This window comes from Tenuifilum sp. 4138str (assembly GCF_041102575.1).
GTDB lineage: Bacteria > Bacteroidota > Bacteroidia > Bacteroidales > Tenuifilaceae > Tenuifilum > Tenuifilum osseticum.
In genome coordinates this window covers 36,975-53,987 of record NZ_JBGCUE010000001.1, presented here as the reverse complement: position 1 = coordinate 53,987, position 17,013 = coordinate 36,975, and the positions used below count along the sequence as shown (strand labels likewise).

The following is a 17,013-nucleotide window of genomic DNA, read 5'->3' as shown; positions in this document are numbered from 1 at the left end:
ATGCATCGATATCCAAGATGCAAATATATACCTATTAACGACAATATCTAACTAAATGTTCGTTTTTTACATGTGATAAATGACAAAGCGATTGGAACAATCGTTTGAAATATGGGTTTTTCAATGGTTAATAATTGTTACCAGAAATTGGCAAGCTATAAAATTTACGACGACGGAGTATGAAAAAATCAACTAGAATTAATCCCCTGTAGCGGGTAGCCTGATTGAAAGGTTTAAGGAGTTTCCGTTTCTTATTTAAAGTAGAGATGTTGGCTAAATACTGTTTGTGAGCCTTAAACACAGCTTTAGTAAACGAAAGGCGACCATTAACAAGGTAAACAAAAGCCGAAAGAATATCAAGCACCATTCTTATAGGGATAACCACAAGGAGCGCCCTAAGTGAAAGGTTTTTATGCAACATGGAGAGGTTATTCCTGTAGTTCAGGAAAAGCTTGAAGGGGTTATTGTTAGGCAGTGTTCCCCCTCCAACATGGTAAACCACCGAGCTGGGAATGGAGTAAATTATGTAGCCCCTATTCTGCAAGCGCCAGCACAAATCAATTTCCTCCATGTGGGCAAAAAAATCGTCATCGAAACCTCCAGCCTCCCAGAAACATGATGAGCGAACCATCATGCAAGCTCCGCTTGCCCAGAATATTGGCATGGGATCGTCGTACTGGCCATTGTCGGCCTCAATCTCGGAAAGGATACGTCCCCGGCAGAATGGATAACCAAACAGATCGATAAAACCTCCTGCTGCCCCAGCGTACTCAAAGTATTCCTTGTGGTTAAAATCAATTAGCTTAGGAGCGCACGCGGCCACTTGGGGGTTTTTATCCATAAATGTAACCATGGGCTCCAACCATCCACTGGGTACTTCTATATCGGAGTTCAGGAGCACGTAATACTGAGCCTCTACCTGGCTAAGGGCACGGTTGTATCCACCGGTGTAACCAAAGTTTTTATCGAGCAGAATTGTCCGAACCGTTGGGTAATCATTAAGTATCAAAAGCGAGCCATCGGTTGAACCATTGTCGGCAACCACTATTTCAACCTGAGACCTTGGAGTGTTCTCAATAAGCGTAGGAAGGAACTTTTTCAGGAAATGTTCCCCATTCCAGTTCAGAATAACCACCGCAACTTTACTACTGCTCATTGGGAGTTTGAGTTAAGTTACGGGAGTGTTTCCAGCGTCGGTGCGACCAAAGCCAGTATTCAGGAGCCTCGTTAATCAATCGCTCTAATGCTCTTACGTGCATTTCGGTTATTTCGTAGGGCTTGGTTTCAGCAGGTTTATCGGTTAAGAGTTCAAGTTCAACCTCATAGAAACCCCTTTTAAGCTTTCGCATGTTGCAGAAGAAAACCGGCTGGTTGAGTTTCTTGGCAATCTTCTCGGTACCCAGGAAAACAGGTGTATCCTGGTTTAAAAAGGTTGTCCAGTACCTTATTTCGCCCTTAGCTGGGGTTTGATCGGCGATTAATCCCAGAAAGAATAGTTTCCCTTCCCTGGCAAATTGCATTGCGGTTCTGGGAGTGTCTCTCATGGGAACAGCCAGCGCACCAAATCGCTCTCGCGAAGCATTTACAAAACTCTCAAAGTACTTATTAGCTAATGGTTTATATGCACCAAAAACTTGATGCTTTAAAAAAAGCCCAAACAAACCATACAATTCCCAATTCCCATAATGTCCGCCAGCCACAACAATGCTTTTGTTTTCATTGTAATACCGGTCAAGTTGCTCTAAATTTTTAAAACTACATAACCGTTTGGCTTTTTTAGCATTGGCATGCAGAATGTAAAACTGCTCCACAAACAAATCGCAGAAGTGGCGGTAAAACTTCCTTTCAATTTCCAGCAACTCACTTTCTGTTTTTTGAGGGAAAGAATTTTTCAGGTTTTTTTTCACAACATCAACCCTATACCCTATAATTTTATAAATGATAAGGTACATGATATCCGATATCCCATAAAGCCAGCGCAAGGGCATGAATTTGAAAGGGAATGTTAGTATACTAAAAGTGTAGAACGATATGGCATGAATCACTTTTCTCATAGGCTAGCCAAACATAATACCGCGAATTACGGATGTAAACTCTTGATGAATGTTTAAATTAGTTGCAATTATTTCACCTCCAAAAATGTAACTATTTCCGCCCTTAAAATCGCACACCTTACCACCAGCCCTTTCAACAATAAAAGCACCAGCAGCAACATCCCAGGGGCTGAGGCCATACTCGTAAAACGCATCGAAACGGCCACAAGCAACGTAAACCAGGTCGGTAGCAGCTGAACCCAGACGGCGTAAGCCGTGCGAGTTGCGCATGAAGTAATCCATGGTTTGGAAAAAGGGGCTGATGCGGGAGTAATCGTAGTACGGGAAACCAGTTGCAATAAGCGAATCGTTTACCTTTTGTGTAGTTGTTACCTTAATGGGGTTTCCGTTAAGGTAAGCACCACCACTTTCGGTTGCCCAAAAGCATTCCCTTAGGCTTGCCTCATGCACTACACCAAGAACAACCCTATCATTGTCCATCAATGCAATGCTTACAGCAAAAGGCGATAGCCCATGAATGTAGTTTGTGGTGCCATCGAGCGGATCGATTATCCAGTTTAAACCGCTGGAATTTTTGCTACCGGTTCCCTCCTCGGCAATAAAACCGGCTTGCGGAAGCGCTTTGCCCAATGTTTCAACCAGCATGGCCTCGCAATGCTTATCGACATACGAAACAAAGTTGTGCTTTCCCTTCACCTCAACCATTTCGGCTGTAAACTTTTCCCTTTCGGACAAAGCCCACTCACCTGCCCTTTGGGCAGCATCAATTACCAGAGGAAGTACTAAATCAATATTCATTATCGAACCATTAAAAACCTAAAGTTGGCGCAATTGGTATTAAAGCGTTTAGGGAGAGCTGAACAAACTCATCCAGGCTAAGCCCAATCCTTTCGCACTCCATTATTGTATCGCGGTTTACAGAGGCTGCAAACTGTTTTTCCTTCATACGTTTTACCACTGACTTTGGCTTAACGCTTGCAATTTTTTTATCGGGATAAACTAAGGCCGTGGCAAATATTAGGCCGGTTATGGTTTCGCCGGCGGCCAGGGCATGCTGGAAACGAGTTGTACGAGGCATGCCTGTTGCCTCCTCGTTGTGCATTTTAATGGCATCAACAGCCTCGGCTGGCAATACATTTTGAAGCATTTCAGCAGCAACCAGCGCATGGCTTTTAGGATCGGCGTTGGTTATTTCAACATCCAAGTCGTGAAGCAAACCGGCTATACCCCAAACATCCTCATCCTCACCAAACTTCCGGGCCAGCTCGCGCAACACGGCTTCCGAAGCCAGGCAATGGGCTATCATTTTAGGATTTGAAACGTGCTTGTTTAGCAGCTCAACGTAAAATTCGCGCTGTTCCATATTTGCAATAAAAAATTAAGCAAAAGTAAAAAAATGATTGTAAAACTAAGATTTTTTTTAATGACCAGGGAGTTGCTTAACGTTTATTAAACCGAATCCTAAAAAACCAACCGTAAATAGCGTTTAATCTTTTATTTCGACCTAAAAGAGGAATTAGCACGCTAGTAAGTATGATTGTAATTAGGATGATAGAGTAAGTTAAGTCCTGGATGACCTGTCCTCCCGGAATCCCTTTTTGCAACGGTATTCCCGCCAGTACAGCAGCGGCTAACCCTTTTGGAATCATTACCGACATGGTAACCTTATCAGCAACCTGAATTCCATTATGGGCAGTAAGCCTTACCACCGGAATTCTGAGTATGTAAAGCGATATTGCAACCAACAAACCTAGCCCCAGAATCATCAGATTATCGAACCGAATTGATATGCCTATATATACGAAGAAGAAGGTTTTAAGCAGAAAAACTATCTCCGAGAAGAAGATCTTTTCGGTTTCGTTGAGCGAAACAGGATTTTGTGGCAAATACTTGTTTAGAAACGTGCCCCTAAGCTGCTCGGTATTAACAAGGGTTATTCCAAAAACCAACGATGATATAGCCCCGCTATATCCTAATATCTCAGCCAATCCGTAAACTATAAAAACAAAAGCCGGCGTAGTAAAAATGGAGTTTTTGATTGAGCGCATCCGGTTTAGCAGAACAGCCCAAACCACGGCTGAAGCAAAACCAACAAACGATGCAAGAACAAACGATGAAATTATTTTACCAACTATTAATCCTGGCTGAACCTCTCCACCACTAATTCCCTCGATAATAGCAAGTGCAAACACAATGCAAAGCACGTCGCTTAATGCCGACTCTAATACCAGATAGGTTCTGGATATCTCCTGCATCGATATCTGCCTTACCATGGGAATAACCACTGCCGATGAGGTTCCACCCAGAGTTGCACCAAGTGTTAGCGATTCTAATACGGAAAGATGAAACAGCATGTATGATAGAATTGATACAGCAATGGTAGTTACAACAAAGTTTATTGCCGTAAGCGTTAGCGAACCTCCCAACGATTTCCTTAACTCGCTTATATTCAAACCAATTCCACCCTCAAAAAGTATGATTACCAGCGTTAACGATGTGAACATGGGCCCGGCAATTCCAAAATCATCGTGTTTTACCAATTTTAGGATAGGGCCAAATAGGATACCCACAAGCATCAAAAGTAGTACATCGGGAATCCCTTTCCGGTCAAAAATCCCGGAAAACCAGTGGGCCAAAAAAATAATTATCCCTAAAAACAATATGGTTAACGATGAGTTCATTTAGAACACTTTGATAAACTAACTGTATCAGTAAAAGAACTTAAAAACTAATGGATTAAAAGTTAAACCACTTGGTTTGCGAATATATAACAAATCATTCTTTTCCCACATTTTCTCAATAATTGAATTTAGCGAACATTCCCTCGAACGTAAAAAACAGCTTACCTGAGATGACTATTCAATTATCTTATTTATTGATGAGTTAACAAACAACACATTCCCCAAATTATCATAGCCTTCAAATATTGATTTGCCTTGATTTTTAATACTCTCACGGTTAAAACCCACAATTACTAATCCTGCATCTACTGAGTATTGGTTGATAACATCCTTATTCGACTTATCTTGCTCTTCAACGATAATTTTAACATTTTGAGGAGTGATGGGTAGTCGTCCTTTATCTATCAGCTCCTTCATTTGTCTTCGGGTTTCAGCCACATCGCTTTTCTTGCATAAATCAAAGATTTTAATGTCGGCCCCATGCCAATCGGGGTGGCCAAGCAGAATAAATCCCAAAATTATCATTAAGTTAGCGTTATCAGCATCGGTTGTTTTTATCCAGATATGAATCCCATTCTTATAAATTATAGGTTTATTGCTGGAAGTTAAAATCGCTATATCAAAATTGCCTGCGTTAATCAAATTAAGATTTTCAATTATCTTATCCATCTCGTCAGCATCATCCTTCAGGCATTCAAGAATGACCATATTGTTTTCCATTCCTGAAATGCTTGGCATTTGAATGGAATTGGCAATAGCAGATGTGTACGATGGTGAGATTAGCGTATCAATGTAAACGTGGCTATTGTCGCCATAGTTATGGATGAGCCGTTTAAGCTCTTCCTGGGATTTTAGATATGAGGCTTTTGAGAAATAGTCATCTATAAGATGCAAGTATGTACCAAAACCATACTTGTATGATATCCAGTTAGTTAACAAAAATGCATTATTACGAACAAACGAATCCTTTGAAATGCAAATAACGCTTGGTCGCCAGTCAGATATGGAACGAACCAAATTGCTCTTCTGTAAATAAATCTGTAAGCGTCTATTTATCTGAAAAATGGTATTTGCAAAAATTGAAGAAAGCCCTTTACGATTCTTATGAACATTGTCAATATAAATGTACAGTAATACTATAATACCTAAGGCCAGAAGGGTGTACACCATGCTTATTTTTAACATTACCCAAACCGAGGTAACAAATCCAACAAGTGAAATATACCACTTTGACCTAAAGGAAGGACGATACGATGGAGATGAACCGAAATGATGCAAAAAGGAGATTAAGCATAAAGTGCCATAAGTTATTAAGAAAAACATCGAAATAATTTGGGCAACCATATTAACATCGCCAATTGCAACAAAAAACAATGCAATAATACAAGTGATTAAAGATGCATTGTATGGCTCATTATCTTCGTCGCGGGACTTACCTAACCAGGAGTTAACCTGCTTTACAGGAAAAGTTTTATCCAAAGCCAAGGCTTGCAAGGTTCTTGGAGCAACCATCACAGATCCCAAAGCCGACGAAAGCGTTGATGCAGCCAAACCTAATGGTATAAATAACCATCCCAACAGGGCAATATCGCTCATCACAAACTGATTACCAATCAATGCTTCGGGTGAAGCTGAGCTTGCCAGCTTATATGAAATGAAAAAGTAAACTATCATTCCCCCAATGGTAGCAGAAATGGTCCCTATTGGAATTGACTTTGCAGGGTTTCTAAGGTCGCCTGACAATCCAACTCCTGCAGTCATTCCTGTAAAGGCAGGAAATATGATTGCAAACACCACAAAAAATTGGTCAACATTCCTAAGCGGTTCATTAAAAATATTTAGATCAACTCCTGAAACGGTTTCACCTTTACCTAGAAAAAACAAGATAAGTGATAGGGTTAATATTCCTACTACAACGTATAGCGCTTTTACTCCAAGGTTTGCTCCTTTTTTAAGTATTACATAACTCAACAGCAACATTAACGGCAAACTTACTGCCTGTCTGGGTAGCGAAAAGCCATATGTTTTTTCGATAAAATCAAATAAAAACTGAAATGATTCAGTAAAAGCAATCACATAGAAGGCAACACTAATGGCCTGAGAGAGGTATAGCGCAATTCCAATGGTTGCACCTATATTTAAACCGAATGACCTTGATATAATGAAATATTCCCCTCCCCCTTCTACACGTTTGTTAGTGGCTAATTCCGATATGGCAAACGAGGTGGGAATAGTAACCATATGTCCAAGCAAAATGATTAAAATCACACCAAAAAAACCCAGTGTACCTACTGCAAAACCAAATCGCAAGAAAAGTATTGCGCCAAGAATAGTGGAAAAAGCAGTGAAGAACACTGGCGCTGTTCCAAACTTTTTAATATTTTCGCTCATATACTTAGGTTAATAAGCAAAATTAATTTTTTTTTCATTAGATTTAAAATGCCCTAAGTTTTTAACACAACACTTACCCTATAAAATAATTCAGGCACACCTCTGCCTTGGATTTACCCTCAAGGTATCCTCATAAACTTATGCGCCTGAAGCGAAACTCGCCACTTGGGATGGAGCATAATGTAGTCAACAATGGCCGGAATAATTTGATTGTAAACGCTCCACTCAGGCTGGAGAAAAAGCTGGCAGGTTGCTTTTACCTTGGCGGCATTCTCCTCAGCCCATTCAAAGTCGGCAGGAGTGGATACTATTACTTTTAGCTCATCGGCCATCATGTGAATGCCCTCAGTGGGTGGCTGCTGCCTTTTAGGCGATAGGCAAATCCAATCCCATTGGCCGGTAAGGGTATAGGCCCCGGAAGTTTCAATAAAGGTTTGAACACCCCGCTTCTTGAGTTCAGTGCATAGATAATCGAGCGGGTAAAGGGTTGGCTCACCTCCGGTAACCACAACTGCTTTTGCAGGAAAACTTGCTGCCCGCTCAACTATTTCATCAACCCTAACGGGAGGGAATACCTCCGGGTTCCACGACAGCTTGGAATCGCACCAGGAACAACCCACATCGCAACCACCAATGCGAATGAAGTATGCAGCCCTACCAGTCTGATAGCCCTCACCCTGTAGGGTATAAAACTCCTCCACAAGCGGGAGCATCCGGCCATCGTCAAACTGTTTAACGGTATCGTAAAAGTTCATGGGAATTAGTCGTTTGGCCTGTTACTGAAAAGAATTTTCTTGTCGCGCTCCATGGCTGCCTTTACCCAGGGTTCAGGAACAATAGTCCAGTAGTTATGGCACTGCGGGCTAATTTTGCCTTGACCCTCAATATACTTCATCATGTAAAGCCTTAAATCCTTGTCGGTTGATTTCGCAACACGCTGTTGAAGCTTATTGTGAGGTATGCCAGCGCCCTCAGTTAAATGGCCACCTCCACCATTCCCTCGGTACGAGTTTATGGCCACCCGGTAGGTTTTATTCTCATCAAAGGGCAAGCCATTGGCCATTCCAGTAATGGTAACCCTATCACCAGCAGGCTTACTAACGTCGATGGTGTAGTAGATACCCGCTGCAGAATCGAAGTTGTAGTAGTTGGCATATAGACGTTTCCTGCCATTCTCTTCCTTGAATCGTAGCAAATTGTCATCAGCACCTGTCATGGTATTAAACCAAAGCGATGCCGCGTGCTCCAGGAATCCATCAATCTCCTTACCGGTTAGCTCCATGGTGTAAAGGAAATTCTCAAAACGGTACAGCTTAAACATATCGCTAACGGTAATTGTACCCGAGTCGACTTTTGAAACGAATGAGAGTGGTGCGGCAAACGATATATCGGCACCGGAAATGTTGAGCTGAACATCGTGAATCAAGTCCATGAATGCGGTTGGCCCAAAATAGGCATTTGCGCTCGATATAGTCTCTGTAATTGTTCCAATGGGCCTGCTCACAAAGTCGTTCACCCGCTTGTAAAAATCTGAGAACTGGTTCATAAAATCAGGGTCGGGTTCATAGTTTTTCATCTCAACCAACCTACCGGTAACGGATTTTGACTCAACCCTACCCCGCTTATTCAGGTTCAGGGTAATGGTAGCCTCAGAGAGTAAGCGTGCCGAGGCGCCGGGGTCAAGTATAAGCACCGAGTCGCCATTTGCGTTAATAACCTTACGGGCAACCCGGTCGTGATCGTGCCCAATGAGCACCATGTCAAATCCGGGTACCTGCTGCGCAACTAGCTGCGATGAGTTCTCGTTATGGCTCTCGGCTGCATCGGCTCCACCATACGAAGTGTCGTGCCCGGAATGGAACAAGCCAATGATTACCTGTGGCTTCTCCTTTTTCTGAATGTATTTCACCCAATACCTGGCCGACTCAACCATATCGTTGAACTGCATGTTGGGCCAAAGAATTTTTGGGAGCCACTTGGGGATGCCCGGCGTTATGAGGCCAAGCACTGCAATCCTAATACCATTGCGTTCCAACACCACGTATGGCTTAAAGGTGGGCTTGCCGGTGGTTGTGCTAACCGCATTGGCCGCCAGCCAAGGGAAATTCGATTCCCGTTCCACCTTTCGGTAAACCCCAGGGCCAGTCTCAATATCGTGGTTTCCAACCGTAGCGGCATCGTAACCCATGTAGTTCAACATCTGCGAAACAATATTCGGATTTGTACTATCGATAAAGTTGGAGTAGTAAACAGTGGGTTGACCCTGAAGAATATCGCCATTATCGAGCAGAATTACCTGCTGGTTGGGATTGTTGCGCTCCTGCTTCACGTATGTGTAAACACGCGCCAAACTACCATCGGTTGGAGTATTTCTAATGAAATCGTATGGGAAAAGAGTACCATGCACATCGCTGGTTTGAAGCACTTTAATTGTTACCTGCCGCTGTGCGAAAGCCGTAAATGCTGCAACAAGCAGTAAAATGCTGATAAATAAACGGTTAAACCACTTCATGCTATAAAATTTTTATTTTCAAAGATAGCCCTAACGGTTAAGGTTTGCAACTGTGGGTTTAAGCAATATTGTATTGGTATCTAACCAAACCTATAAATATTGAACAAAATTGAGAACATTACGTTCAAAAAATAATTCTATGTTAGTATGAATATAATCCTGCAATCAACCATCACATGCCCGTATTGTGGATATAGCAAGGTTGAAACCATGCCTACCGACACCTGCCAGTACTTTTACGAATGCACCAACTGCGGGAAGCTGCTAAAACCCAAGCCTGGCGACTGCTGTGTATTCTGCTCATACGGCAGCGTAAAATGCCCACCCTTACAGGAGCAGGAGAGTAAGGGGCAAAAGGGTTGCAGCTGTTGCGGGTAATGGAAATATAGTGTGCAGTGTACAGTGTGCAGTGTGCAGTGTGCAGGGGAGATTGAGTTTAGTGTTTGGTGTTTGGTTAATTTATCCTGTGTAAATCAATTAAATCAGCGAAATCTGCGTTCTACAAAACTCACTATCAATCATAAAAGAACAACCTCAATTGTTAGTGAAAATGGAATGCAAAGGATTTAAAAGTCCGCGTGATTATTTGTGAAAAATTTTTTATATTTGTTCTAACAATAAAACGCTATTTTATAGCGCCTATACATCCAAAAATGGAAATAAGGCGCAACAAAGTAGCGCATATAAACTAGTTGGCTACAATGTTAACAAGACAATTACTACACAAATTATGATTAACGTAGACGAGATATTTGATTTACTAATAAGCGAAGATGATTCTATAGTTATTAATTGTTTGAATCGTTTAAATGAATCAGTGATTAATAAACCCATACTATCATACATATTGAATTTGGCTAATTTTCATCGAGATTCTAAAATAAGGAAATTAGCCCAGAATCTTTTTGAAAAATCTGCACCAACTGACTTGATATTAAAAGTCAAGGAAAATTGGAAATCGAGTTATCTTAAAAATCAAGAATATTATCGAAAAGAGCTATTTGAACATTCTTCTATTGACTTAGGTGAATATTTGGTTTTTGCACAAGTGATACGGAAAAATTATTACTTAGTTAAGCCTAAAGTTGGTATGATTTCATATGCTTTTATGAGATATGGAGATGAAATTGAGAACATATTTGATTGCTATCAAGTTAAAATAGAAAAATTACCAAGAAAAATAGTTAAGCTTCAACATTTAAGTGTAGTGAACTTTAGACAACAAGACAAATTGGATTTAGAAGATACAATAGAATTGTTATCACAGCTGAAAAATCTAAGGTTTTTACAAATTGGACAATCTAAATTATCAACATTACCAATAAGTTTATCAAAACTTGAAAGATTAGAGCAGTTGATTATTGACGTAAATCCAATAAATTCAATAGATAACAAAATTGTTTTGCCACATTTGAAAAAGCTTGATATTAAATCTACACAAATAAAACAGCTTGATTTATCTCAGTTTCCAGCATTGGAAGAACTTTGGATAGACGATGAAAAGACGTTAAATTCGTTTCATTTTAAAAACGTCAAAAAGCCATTCATAGCGACGAGTGGACAATATTTTAAACGAACGATAGAATAAACACTGTAGCCAACACACAATATAGCCAATAAGGGTTTCAGTGGTATGCGAAGGTTTGTAGCCCGATTCAACTTTACGTGTACCGTGATAGGGAATCGCCCGCAATCCCTTACTGGCCATATTGTCAAACGTTGGCAACAATTTAAGAACAATACTGAAAAATAGATGATTACAAGAAAAACATTGAAGGATATACGATTCTGGATATTTGTATTATTCATCATCAGACTGATTGGTATCACAAATCCACCCTTGGAGGTTGGACATAATTGGCGACAGACTACCGTTATTATGGTTGCAAGAAACTTCCTGGAAGTTGACAACAATATTTTTTATCCAAGAATTGATATTGCGGGGGAAAAATCAGGTATTACTGGAATGGAATTTCCATTGCTAAATTATTTGATTTACATAATAGCTAAGATTTTTGGTTATCAACATTGGTATGGACGTTTAATAAATTTGATTATTTCTAGTATAGGACTTTTTTACTTTTACAAACTCATAAGGAAATATTTTTCCGAGCAAGTTGCCTTCCCTTCTACGATAGTATTAGCTGTTTCTATATGGTTTCAATTTTCGAGAAAAATAATGCCGGATACTTTTTCCATGTCATTAATAACTGCAAGTATTTTTTTTGGGAGTAATTATTTGGAAAATACTTTAAGTAAGAATAATTCTTTGAATTTAATTTGTTATGGAGTATTAATGCCTTTGGGAGTATTATCAAAACTGCCCTCAGGTTTCTTACTTGTTATTTTTGTTTTTTTTCTTTTCGATAGGAGTATTCCGATAAAAAGAAAAGTAATTTTTTCTACTGTCTCGTTAATTGGGGTTTTACCTGTAATTGTCTGGTACTACTATTGGGTACCTTATCTTGTTGATAAATACGGATTTTGGCATTTCTTCATGGGAAAGGGGATTAGTCAAGGTTTTAATGAAATTTTACTGAACATAAACGAAACGTTGAGTAAATTTTATGATACTGCATTGAAATTTATAGGTTTTGGTGTTTTTTTGTTTGGATTAGGTTATTCATTTATAAAAAGTGATTCGAAGATTTTATATTTGTTTATACTGACTTTTATAAGTTTCTCCATAATTATACTCAAAGCTGGATTTACATTTTCACATCACAACTATTATATAATTCCATTCGTTCCAGTAATGGCTCTGGTTGCAGGCTATGGCTTATCCAAAATTAAGTATTCAAAATTAGCCATAATTTTATTGATTGCAATATCAGTAGAAGGCATTGCTAATCAACAACATGATTTTAGAATTAAAGAAAAAGACATGCATTTGTTAAATCTAGAAAAAGACCTTGATAGCATGTCGTTTCGGAATGATTTAATAATAATTAATAGTGGTAGTTATCCAACACCAATGTATTTTGCACATAGAAAGGGTTGGGTTAATACTAATGATAAAATAAGGGATGAAGAATATATTATGTCATTGAAAGGCAAGGGACTTAAATATATTGTAATTTTAAAAAGAAGCTTTGGAACTGCAACTTCACTAAATCGCTATAGAAAGGTTTTAGAAAATGAAGATTATAGCATTTATGAACTATAGATAATTGCCAACACATAATTTAGCCATTGGGATTAATAAAGAGGTATACAAAGATTTTTATCTGTAACAAAGTTAAATATTCCTTGACTGTAAATAGCCCACAATCCCCTGTGTTAGAGCGCGTCTGCGGACTCGTTTAATAAAGAGGTTGAGCAGAGTACATGCCAAACGCAGCGCTTCAGCCGGACATAAAAAGTTTTTTTCACTTGCCTGAACATGAGGATTTTTTACCACATTTACTGAAAGTAACCCGGCGGAGTGGCGTATGTCGCATGCGTTTACAAACGTGCGTGAACAATGTTTTTTTTCCTTTGCGATGCAACGTTTCAGTATTGAACTTTGGAATGTCATTGTGTGCATCGCTGCTCGTGAGGGAGTGGCCATGGAGATACAAATATTACGCCCCTACGGGGCTGAAAGCGTTCTTCGTTGTTCGAGAATGCCACGCCATACGCTCTGTGTAACACCGTGTTACGCTGTGTAACTCTGTGATACCAGTTTAGTTGATAGTTGATGGTTGATGGTTGTTAGCAGAAGAGAATTTAGCCCTGATGTCATGCTGAGCTAGCCGAAGCATCACTTTGTACCTTCATTCACTTTTTAATGAGATTTCTCGATACTGCCTATCCCGTATATCAGGACTAGACAAATAAGATGAAAAATGATGATAGAGGAATAAGCCAACAAACCTTTTTTTTGTAATTTTATAGTCTAAAATTGCTATTATGAAAAACTTATTAAAAAAAATAGCAACGTTGCTTATGCTCACATTCAGCATTGCATCTTATGGGCAAACTGATGTTTTAGTTCAAGGTAAAGACTCCCTGAATAATATCGTATTGCATGAGTTAAACCAAAAACTTGCCGAAGTTGAGCAACAGCGAATTGCTGATTCGATTAAAAAGGCTGAATTGGAATCTCAACTACTTAAATTGAAAACAACTGACAACCTTCAAAAAGAAGAATTGCTGCAACAGCTAAAATCAATTGAAGAAAAGGAGAAAAAAAGAATAGAAGATAAAAAAGCATATATTGAATCGTTACGTAAAACCGCCAAAGGTTATCCTGTGATAGGGCCAATGAATGACACTCTTTTTCTTATCTACTCAAAAATTGGAGCATCAACCCCGAAAGAGAGAGCAATAAACATAAGTAGAAAAATAGAAAAACTTTACGAAGATGATTTTTTAAAAGTTGATTCTATTCTGGTCATGAAATCGGAAAACACCCTCGATATTGTTTATGGCGATATTATAATAATGAGTATTTCAGAGAACGATGCAATATGGCATGGTAAAAGCATGCCCGAATTAGCCCAATCATTAAAAGAAACCATAAAAAAATCCATAGTTGAAGCTAAAAATCAGAATAGCTGGTTAAAACTTATTGCAAGGATTGGTCTGGTACTACTCGTAATTGGGATTGCTTGGTTAATGATTTGGCTGGTTGGCAAAGGTTATTCAAAACTTTTATTATTTATCAACTCTAAAAAAGATAAATGGCTTAAGAACTTGGCCTACAAGGATTATACATTTTTAACAGCTGAACAGGAATTGCAAGTTGTTTTATTTTTATTAAAGATATTCCGTTGGTTCGTTTATGCGGTTTTACTTTATATCACCTTACCCATTATTTTCAGCATCTTCCCATTCTCGCGCACATGGGCAGATGCACTTTTTCATCTTATCTGGTCTCCATTCAAAGGGGTTTTAGTAGCTGTTTGGGAATACTTGCCCAACCTGTTCAGCATCCTCGTTATTTACTTTGTAATGAAGTATGTAATACGCTTTGTAAAGTATATTTTTCATGAAATTGAATCTGAAAAGCTAAAAATATCGGGCTTTCATGCCGATTGGGCAATGCCGACCTACAGTATTGTAAAATTCCTGCTCTATGCATTTATGTTTGTTTTAATATTTCCTTATTTGCCTGGTTCTGATTCAAATATTTTCAAAGGAGTCTCTGTATTTATTGGAGTTCTGTTTTCTTTGGGTTCATCATCCGCCATTGCAAATATGGTTGCCGGATTGGTAATAACTTACATGCGACCTTTTAAAATAGGCGACCGAATAAAGATTGGTGATGTTACAGGTGATGTGGTTGAAAAAACGCTATTAGTTACAAGGGTTAGGACTATTAAGAATGAAGTTATTACAATCCCAAATTCATCAGTTCTTAACGGCAACACAACAAATTATAGCAGCGAAGCAAGGGAAAAGGGATTAATCATTCACACGACTGTAACCATTGGATACGATGTACCCTGGAAAAATGTGCATAAGGCTTTGATTGATGCAGCATTGAGAACAGATTTGATACTTGATGAGCCAAAACCTTTTGTTCTACAAACCAGCCTAGATGATTTCTATGTTTCGTACCAAATAAACGCATATATAAGAGAAGTTGGAAAGCAGGCATTAATATATTCAAACTTGCACCAAAATATTCAGGATGTATTTAATGAAAGAGGTATTGAAATCCTTTCACCACACTATCGTGCAGTGAGGGACGGAAATATGACAACTATTCCTGCTGACTATTTGCCAAATGACTATAAAGCACCTAATTTTAATGTAAAGTTGGATGACAAGGATGGTAAATAAATATCGTCTTTACCAAATCGTTTTTGAGAGCGACACAAAAGCTGGCAAGCGTTTTGACATTTTGTTGCTTTGGTGTATTTTACTTAGCATTCTCATTGCAGTATTAGACAGTGTTCCATACTTAAACCTGATCTATAAAAATGAATTTTACACTATAGAATGGGTCTTTACTGTTATATTTAGCATTGAATATTTTATGCGAATATACATAAGTCCCAAGCCAATTCGCTATATTTTTAGTTATTGGGGTATAATTGATTTGCTTGCAATTCTTCCAACCTATGTAAGTTTGTTCTTTTACGGTTATCATTATCTGCTTGTAGTACGAATATTGCGTTTGCTTAGGGTTTTCAGAATTCTAAAGCTTGTTCGTTTCAATCGCGAAGCTATATTTTTATTGAGAGCATTAAGAGCAAGTTCCTACAAAATCGGGATATTCTTTTCGGCAGTGCTTACTATAGTCATTCTTTTAGGCACAATTATGTATGTTGTTGAGAATGGCGAAAACGGTTTTACCAGCATCCCTCAAAGTATTTATTGGGCAATAATTACTGTTACAACCGTGGGCTATGGCGATATTGTTCCTCATACAATTTTAGGAAAATTCATTTCATCTCTTGCCATGATAATTGGTTATGCAATAATAGCTGTTCCAACAGGGATTATTACCGTAGAAATGTCAAAATCGTCAGAAAAGAATAAAATATGTCCTCAATGTAATACTAATAATATTGAAACTTCAAATTATTGTACAAACTGCGGTTCAATGTTAAAAAAGAATTAGTCATGAAAGAGTTTTTACAAACAAATATTATCGAATTAGGTGATTACACCCTGAAACTCCAGAATGTCTTAAGTTTAATTGTTTTTCTTGGCTTTGTGATTTTTATTTACTTTATAATCAAACGTGTAATTTATAAATCAAGCACCTTAGATTTAGCCAAAAAGTTTTCAATATCTAAACTTTTCAAATATTTATCCATTGTAATTACATTTGTTATAAGTCTTCACTTACTTGGTTTTAATGTATCAGTTTTGCTTGCAGGTTCAGCCGCTTTACTTGTTGGGTTAGGGTTTGGGTTACAAAACCTTTTCAACGACTTTATTTCAGGAATTATTCTATTACTTGACAGAACATTAAAAGTTGGCGATATTATTGAAGTAAATTCAATGATTTATAAAGTGCTGGAAATAAATTTCCGCACCACAACCGTACTCGGTAGAGATGGGAATTACATAATACTGCCCAATTCAACACTTACTAGCAATAGTGTTATAAACTGGACGCATAGTGAAATATCATCAAGGTTTAAAGTTACCGTTGGTGTTGACTATTCTACTGATATACAAGTTTTAATGCCAGTTTTAAAAGAAGTAGCAAAAGCACATGAGCAGGTGTTAAACTCACCCGAACCATTCGTAAGATTTGAAGATTATGCAGACTCTGCCTTAATCTTTTCAGTATATTTTTACACTAATGAAGTTTTTCGGGTTGAAAATATTAAAAGCGAACTTCGCGTTGAAATATTTAAAGCCCTTAAGGACAACAATATCAGCATACCATTTCCACAAAGAGTCATTCATATAGCAAATAACAATTAATCCG

At 38.5% G+C, this 17,013-nt stretch carries 14 protein-coding genes; 6 read left to right on the top strand and 8 right to left on the bottom strand.

Going from position 1 to position 17,013, the window contains the following annotated elements; genetic code table 11:
* Positions 1 to 127: 127 nt before the first annotated feature.
* From AB6811_RS00190 to AB6811_RS00155, 8 genes are all read right to left on the bottom strand, one after another.
* The gene (locus AB6811_RS00190; protein ID WP_369488181.1) at positions 128 to 1,156 is read right to left on the bottom strand and encodes a glycosyltransferase family 2 protein; all 1,029 of its coding nucleotides are present in this window, start codon (positions 1,154 to 1,156) and stop codon (positions 128 to 130) included.
* On the bottom strand, positions 1,146 to 2,054 hold the full coding sequence (locus AB6811_RS00185) for a lysophospholipid acyltransferase family protein (RefSeq protein WP_369488180.1): 909 nt from the start codon (positions 2,052 to 2,054) through the stop codon (positions 1,146 to 1,148). The genes AB6811_RS00190 and AB6811_RS00185 overlap by 11 nt, the downstream gene beginning before the upstream one ends.
* Before the next feature lie 3 nt (positions 2,055 to 2,057).
* On the bottom strand, positions 2,058 to 2,852 hold the full coding sequence (locus AB6811_RS00180; protein WP_369488179.1) for an inositol monophosphatase family protein: 795 nt from the start codon (positions 2,850 to 2,852) through the stop codon (positions 2,058 to 2,060).
* A gap of 10 nt (positions 2,853 to 2,862) precedes the next feature.
* Positions 2,863 to 3,417, bottom strand: a complete 555-nt coding sequence (locus AB6811_RS00175; protein ID WP_369488178.1) for an HDIG domain-containing metalloprotein — start codon at positions 3,415 to 3,417, stop codon at positions 2,863 to 2,865.
* A 76-nt stretch (positions 3,418 to 3,493) separates the two neighbouring features.
* Positions 3,494 to 4,735 carry a cation:proton antiporter gene (locus AB6811_RS00170; RefSeq protein WP_369488177.1) on the bottom strand — a complete coding sequence of 414 codons (1,242 nt, stop codon included), beginning with the start codon at positions 4,733 to 4,735 and terminating at the stop codon, positions 3,494 to 3,496.
* Between the two features lie 174 nt (positions 4,736 to 4,909).
* A complete protein-coding gene (locus AB6811_RS00165; protein WP_369488176.1) occupies positions 4,910 to 7,126 on the bottom strand; it encodes an amino acid permease in 2,217 nt (738 codons plus the stop codon).
* A gap of 119 nt (positions 7,127 to 7,245) precedes the next feature.
* Positions 7,246 to 7,881 carry a 7-carboxy-7-deazaguanine synthase QueE gene (locus AB6811_RS00160; RefSeq protein WP_369488175.1) on the bottom strand — a complete coding sequence of 212 codons (636 nt, stop codon included), beginning with the start codon at positions 7,879 to 7,881 and terminating at the stop codon, positions 7,246 to 7,248.
* A gap of 5 nt (positions 7,882 to 7,886) precedes the next feature.
* Positions 7,887 to 9,638 carry a bifunctional metallophosphatase/5'-nucleotidase gene (locus AB6811_RS00155; protein WP_369488174.1) on the bottom strand — a complete coding sequence of 584 codons (1,752 nt, stop codon included), beginning with the start codon at positions 9,636 to 9,638 and terminating at the stop codon, positions 7,887 to 7,889.
* Positions 9,639 to 9,785: 147 nt separating this feature from the next.
* Between AB6811_RS00155 and AB6811_RS00150 the strand changes: the two genes are divergently transcribed.
* The 6 genes from AB6811_RS00150 (at position 9,786) to AB6811_RS00125 (ending at position 17,009) form a co-directional block, all read left to right on the top strand.
* A complete protein-coding gene (locus AB6811_RS00150; RefSeq protein WP_369488173.1) occupies positions 9,786 to 10,016 on the top strand; it encodes a GDCCVxC domain-containing (seleno)protein in 231 nt (76 codons plus the stop codon).
* 352 nt (positions 10,017 to 10,368) lie between these two features.
* Positions 10,369 to 11,226, top strand: a complete 858-nt coding sequence (locus AB6811_RS00145; protein ID WP_369488172.1) for a leucine-rich repeat domain-containing protein — start codon at positions 10,369 to 10,371, stop codon at positions 11,224 to 11,226.
* 165 nt (positions 11,227 to 11,391) lie between these two features.
* Entirely contained in the window at positions 11,392 to 12,804 is a 1,413-nt protein-coding gene (locus AB6811_RS00140) for an ArnT family glycosyltransferase (RefSeq protein ID WP_369488171.1), read from the top strand.
* Between the two features lie 725 nt (positions 12,805 to 13,529).
* On the top strand, positions 13,530 to 15,407 hold the full coding sequence (locus AB6811_RS00135) for a mechanosensitive ion channel family protein (protein ID WP_369488170.1): 1,878 nt from the start codon (positions 13,530 to 13,532) through the stop codon (positions 15,405 to 15,407).
* Positions 15,388 to 16,191 (top strand): ion transporter, encoded by an 804-nt coding sequence (locus AB6811_RS00130; protein WP_369488169.1) that lies wholly within the window; start codon positions 15,388 to 15,390, stop codon positions 16,189 to 16,191. Before AB6811_RS00135 ends, AB6811_RS00130 begins: the two co-directional genes overlap by 20 nt.
* A 2-nt stretch (positions 16,192 to 16,193) precedes the next feature.
* The gene (locus AB6811_RS00125) at positions 16,194 to 17,009 is read left to right on the top strand and encodes a mechanosensitive ion channel family protein (RefSeq protein ID WP_369488168.1); all 816 of its coding nucleotides are present in this window, start codon (positions 16,194 to 16,196) and stop codon (positions 17,007 to 17,009) included.
* The last annotated feature ends 4 nt before the right edge of the window (positions 17,010 to 17,013 follow it).